This window comes from Bartonella queenslandensis AUST/NH15 (genome assembly GCF_000312585.1).
Taxonomy (GTDB): domain Bacteria; phylum Pseudomonadota; class Alphaproteobacteria; order Rhizobiales; family Rhizobiaceae; genus Bartonella; species Bartonella queenslandensis_A.
Window position 1 is genome coordinate 14,405 of sequence record NZ_HE997981.1, and the last position, 5,029, is coordinate 19,433.

At 48.9% G+C, this 5,029-nt stretch carries 7 protein-coding genes; all 7 read right to left on the minus strand.

Translation table 11 applies throughout. The annotated features are described in order from the left end of the window. Nucleotides 1-231 precede the first annotated feature (231 nt). Nucleotides 232-690 (minus strand): hypothetical protein, encoded by a 459-nt coding sequence (locus tag BN338_RS01690; RefSeq protein WP_244427589.1) that lies wholly within the window; start codon nt 688-690, stop codon nt 232-234. 11 nt (nt 691-701) lie between these two features. Continuing rightward, on the minus strand, nt 702-995 hold the full coding sequence (locus BN338_RS01695; protein ID WP_039758430.1) for a DUF6127 family protein: 294 nt from the start codon (nt 993-995) through the stop codon (nt 702-704). A 22-nt stretch (nt 996-1,017) separates the two neighbouring features. Next, a complete protein-coding gene (locus BN338_RS01700; RefSeq protein WP_039758434.1) occupies nt 1,018-3,288 on the minus strand; it encodes a host specificity factor TipJ family phage tail protein in 2,271 nt (756 codons plus the stop codon). Nucleotides 3,289-3,303: 15 nt separating this feature from the next. Continuing rightward, nucleotides 3,304-3,759 carry an NlpC/P60 family protein gene (locus BN338_RS01705; RefSeq protein WP_039758437.1) on the minus strand — a complete coding sequence of 152 codons (456 nt, stop codon included), beginning with the start codon at nt 3,757-3,759 and terminating at the stop codon, nt 3,304-3,306. Between the two features lie 19 nt (nt 3,760-3,778). After that, nucleotides 3,779-4,321 (minus strand): DUF1833 family protein, encoded by a 543-nt coding sequence (locus BN338_RS01710; RefSeq protein WP_039758440.1) that lies wholly within the window; start codon nt 4,319-4,321, stop codon nt 3,779-3,781. Then, nucleotides 4,314-4,766, minus strand: a complete 453-nt coding sequence (locus BN338_RS01715; RefSeq protein WP_039758442.1) for a hypothetical protein — start codon at nt 4,764-4,766, stop codon at nt 4,314-4,316. The genes BN338_RS01710 and BN338_RS01715 overlap by 8 nt, the downstream gene beginning before the upstream one ends. A gap of 9 nt (nt 4,767-4,775) precedes the next feature. Further along, nucleotides 4,776-5,029 (minus strand): hypothetical protein (locus BN338_RS01720; protein ID WP_039758445.1); only part of this gene is annotated, 254 nt, incomplete at its 5' end.

The window sequence follows — 5,029 nt, forward strand, 5'->3', positions numbered from 1 at the left end:
TTGCTAGCGTGGTTGCCATGGAACGCATCGTGTATTCAAAACTATCCAGTAAATTCTCTCTTTCAAGCGCGGTGCAGTTTTCATTTTTAACATCGATAATTTCTACAATTGCAAATCTTTTGCTTTTTTTAAATCGTTTAGCCATTGTTTAACTCCTTGTTTTTTAATGGTTTTTACGATTACAGGTATGCTTCCTTTCACGCACTTATCAAGTCAATAAGCTTATATTTTTCAGTATTTTAGTCGCATTTTTGCCAAGGCCCGCTGACCAAACCAGAACGACATCACCGCCGCAAATAAGGCTTGTGTTTCACCGTCCCACACCGTAATCAGCCCCGTTGTAAAATCATGGCCATAGTTTAGTAATCTGAACAGCACGGCTATTTTGACGCTCGCAAACAGAATAAAAAACGCATAAGTAATAAGCGGGCGCACAGACGCACATAAGGCCTCGACCCATTTCACGCCGCTGGGCCTATTGGCATAGGCATAAAGCGCTCGGGTCTCATTCATATCTGCTTGTACTTCTATTTCTTGCAGACGTTGGTTATGACCTTGCCGTTGTTGTTCCATTTGCAATTGTAAAATAGCCAATTCATGTTTGCGATCTTCCTTGTCGCGCCATATTTTAAGCAAATCAGGGAAAGCAGAAGATAAAAAGCCTAAAAGGCTGCCCAATAATGTCAGCATAATATTCTCCTCTATTTGGGGGTAAAAAGGCCAAGTTTAGCGGCAATACCGGCCACTAAGAGCGCCAGAGCGCCGATCGTTAGCCAGCGCACGATAGTTTGCAGAAAAGTACGTTGCATGGTTTTGATCGAGCCAGCCAAATCGCGCAGAGTGCGAATATCATTCGCCGCCTCCATATCAGCCAGACCCACTTCTAACAGCGCTTTTCGTGCGCCACGACAAGCGGCACTTTCAAGCAAAGATTCAAATTCTGTGCGCGGCAGACACACCATATCGCGCTGCCGCTGATGGTTATCAGCACTCATAATTATTCTCCATGTTTTTAAATTATTGGTCGGCGCTATGGACGCGCTGGTTTTCAACCACAGCGCTGATTTCAACCAAATCACCGCGCGGGCGCACAGCGGTCACGCGTGCAAGCGTGCTCCATTTTTCCCCCGCACCAAAAGCAATATGGGTGCGCTCACAGCTCTCGCCCGTATAGGGCTCAAAATCGAGCTTTTCTTGTAAAACCACTTGATTGGGGGCATTGCCGGACGCTATACGCCACGGCCCCGAAACACTGCCATCATATTTGCGCAGGCTGATAAAATGATTACCAAGCTGACTATCCCAAGTCAGTGGCTCCGATAAAGTTAAAACAGTGCCGTCAACCGCAATGATTTCGCCGCCTTGCCCCCAACTTGGCATATCATGGGTAATGGCAATCAAATCCCCATAGGTGGGAATAAGGCCCTCAAGCTCGGTTTGGAAACTCACCAAGCGCCGCCGGTAGCGATTGGCCGCAGCCATATATTTACCCTCGCGAATGGCTTGCTGTTTTTCAGTGCAGCCAAACAAGCGCACCCGCGCTGGTTGATCATGAGGATGATCCGACAAGCTTACCGTTTCTTCTGCCACTTTCCATGTTTGGTTGGAAAAATATTCCACAGTAACACTATCGGCGGTATCATCACTGGCCAAGAGATATTGGATTTTAAGGCTGTTTTTGACAATATTGCGCGGGCTAAATAAAGCCACGGGCAAGACTCGCTGCTCATCACGCACAAAACGCACGCAGCCGCCTTGCATAAAGCTCACCGCGCGGCCACATCGGGCGGTGCGGCTTAATGCCTCCCACACTGTCACCGTTTGATCGAAAACCGCATCAAAAGTATCACCGCGCGCATGCCAAACATCATCAAGTATTTTTAACTGTTCCAGATCAATGCGGCTATCTTTCAATTTGCCGCCATAGGGGCTGCGTGCAATATCCGCCAGCGCCCATGCAATAGAGCGCGTTTTTTGCGGCGCGGACCAACCTGTCGCCTCATCCCAAATAGGCAATTTGCGCGTTACAATGCAGTTGATCATCCTTGAGGCGCGTTGCGATAAATTATCCGTCGCGCGCATCTTCATGGCAAGTAAGGTGACATCACCAAAATCAGGCGTCCCGTCCAGCACAGCTTTTAAGCCAGCCCAACGTAATTCATGGCCAGTGCGCGTCGATGTGTCTTTTGAATCCGTACGTATTGCACGCACTTCATAGCGCCCCGGTTCGACCTTATAATCATAAGTGAGGCGCTGCGGTGTGGTTGTGGCTTTTGTCACGCTTGCATTGCCAAGCCTTTGCCATGGCCCTATGGCCGCGCCCTGATCATCGATCTTGCGCGCTTCAATTTGCCACTTAATCGTATAAGCGCTTAAATTCCCGCTATCATTTGCATAATAAAGCCCCCGCGGCAGGATAATATCGATGCTGATCTGATGGCATTTGGTTTGCGCAGGATTGGCGACAAAAGGCCCGATCCAATCACCGCCGTCACTTGTGCTGAGCAATTCTTGACCAGCAACTTCTGGTGCGGTGACGACATCGGTGTCAAACAGAGTGACGGCTTTGCCGGGCGGGATAATTTCATACTTGATTTCTTCAAACGAGCGAATTGGCGTATCTTCAATACGGATCTGCTCAAGATCATATTCACCTTGCCCAATGCAGTGTAATTGATGCAAATATTGCTCATTATTTTTGTAAAGCACGTAGGGTGTTGCAGCCAAGTCGGGATAAATAATATGTCGGCCATAGATGACAGGTATAGGCTGGCTGATGCGCGCCTGATTGCCTTGGGCTTGTAAGGAATAAGTTGGACTGGCATTGGGAATATTGCCAAAGCCATTATTCAAGCTTGTCGAGGGAGATGGTGGCGGCACCAACACGTTGAGCAAAGCACCGCCTGCCAAAGTTACGCCAGCTGTCATTAGGGCAATACCTGTCGCGCCGGTAATCCCCATAGCGCCCGCGAGTGCCGCACCCGCATAAGGCGCAGCAATCATTAAAGCCAGCCCTAAGACAGAACGTAGGATCTTGCCGCCACCACCTTCTCTGCCTTGGGGAAGTGTAATAAAAGTGACAATATCCGCAAAGCCAATCGTCATTTTATGCCAGTGTTCGCGTAAAACCGCTTTGCCATTAAACAAGCAGAGCGTTGGCCGTACAAACTCATCAATACCAACTTTATTAAGCCAGACGCGAATAGTCATCGGCTGGTCAACAGGGAAGATCTCACGCGCCCGTGACGGCATAAAGGGGTTGTGGAGCATCTGGACGCAAGCAAACATGAGAACCTCGCAATTTTATGAAGCAGACTTACGGGGCTTGCGCGCAAGTCGATAAAAGCCCTCAATTTGCCAGCCAGAAAGTTTGAGGCTGGCGGTATTTTGGAAAACCACGCCACTGCCTTTAATACAGTGAAGAACACCTTGCTCCGTTGGGCTGATGCTCACCCACAAGCCAACATGAATGGGGTGACGGGATTGGCGCATCAGCACCGCATCGCCTTGCTTGGGGCGATTGACGCGCCTCCACCTTTTGCGTTCTGGATGATTGCGGAATGTTAAAGCGATTTTCTTTACATCATCATCAAAAACGGGAATGTCAGGCAAGTCTCGAGCAAAATGATGCTTTTGCACCCAAATAAGAAGGCCCCAGCAGTCAAAACTATCGGGGCCTTTTGCGCCCGCTTGCCACGGCAAACCAATATAGGGCAACGCCCAATGCAGCCCATCGGGCTGTGGGGTCAATTCATTCATGATATTTCCTTTAAGAGAATTAGCGCGTAAGGCTTGGGAACCGCTTAGACGTGTAATTTTCAGCGGGAAAGCTTTTATTGCCGACATCAAGCATGCGTGCGCGACCAACAACGCGGCTGACATCGGCCTCAACCTGCGTTAAAGTTAAGGTGATGGGCGGGTCCATTTGCGGACCTGAGAGATCATTGCTCAAATAAGGCCGATAGGTGATCTCAATCTTTTCCGCGCTCTCAACGGCAGCATCCAGATGCTTGATCAGCTCACGGCTAACATTATCAATCGTGACCGTGATTTCTGGCACAGGCGCTGTGTCAACCGGTGGCAGTTCTAAATCAAAGCCCATCGCAATGAACCGGACATATTCATTGGCATTTAAGGGCGCGCTAGCCTCAAGCTTGGCCGATAAATCCTGATAATCGCGCACCAAACGCACGCCTATTGGCGCGCCATCATCATCTTTAAATGCGGGGTGGCGCAGCTCTAATGTGTGCAAAATAACCACATCGCTTGGGCTCGAAGCATAAGCCTCCGCTAGTGCTGCCGTTAATGTGGGATCAGGCATGGTCTTTCTTCCATACTCTGTCCGTTTCATAATCAATCGCGAGCCCACTCAAGAAAGAGGCTTCAATTTCATTGGAACGAGAGCGCAAACGCGCAATCTCTGCTAGCAAAGCTTGAGCTTCTATAAGCTTTGCTTGCTCTGCCTCATCAAGGTCTGAGCGCTCACGCAGAGAGTAAATATCAGCGAGGGCGTTTTGCTGCTTCCATAATGGCGCAAGGGCTAAAATATGCCGCTCAGTCTCTTGTTTGATCTGGCGAATAAGTTGACTATTTGCAAGAACCCCTGTCAGCTCCTCTTCGCTGACAGTTCTACCGCCCGCTGGCGGCGTCAGCTCTGGAGCAAAGGCATAATAACGACGCTCATCAAAATCAGCCAGATGAATAGGTGCAATGGCGCTTTCAGCAAAATGCGGCGCACGCGCACATAAATAGGATTTTACATTCATTCTTGCCTCCTAGAAATGAACATTGGTTAATTTCAAAACATCATGCAAATTACCCGCTTGCGTGCCGGTTTCCCCATAGGATGAATTATAGCCGCAAGCATCAACCCGCCCATCCTCATATAAGACACCAATCCCCCAGTTACTCATGCCTGAACCATAGACGTTCCAGTCAATAATTTTACCAGATATGCCTATGACTTTTTGGAAGCTATTATTTGCTATTTGCACATGCCCAAGGCCCAGATTGCCAAATTTATTATAAC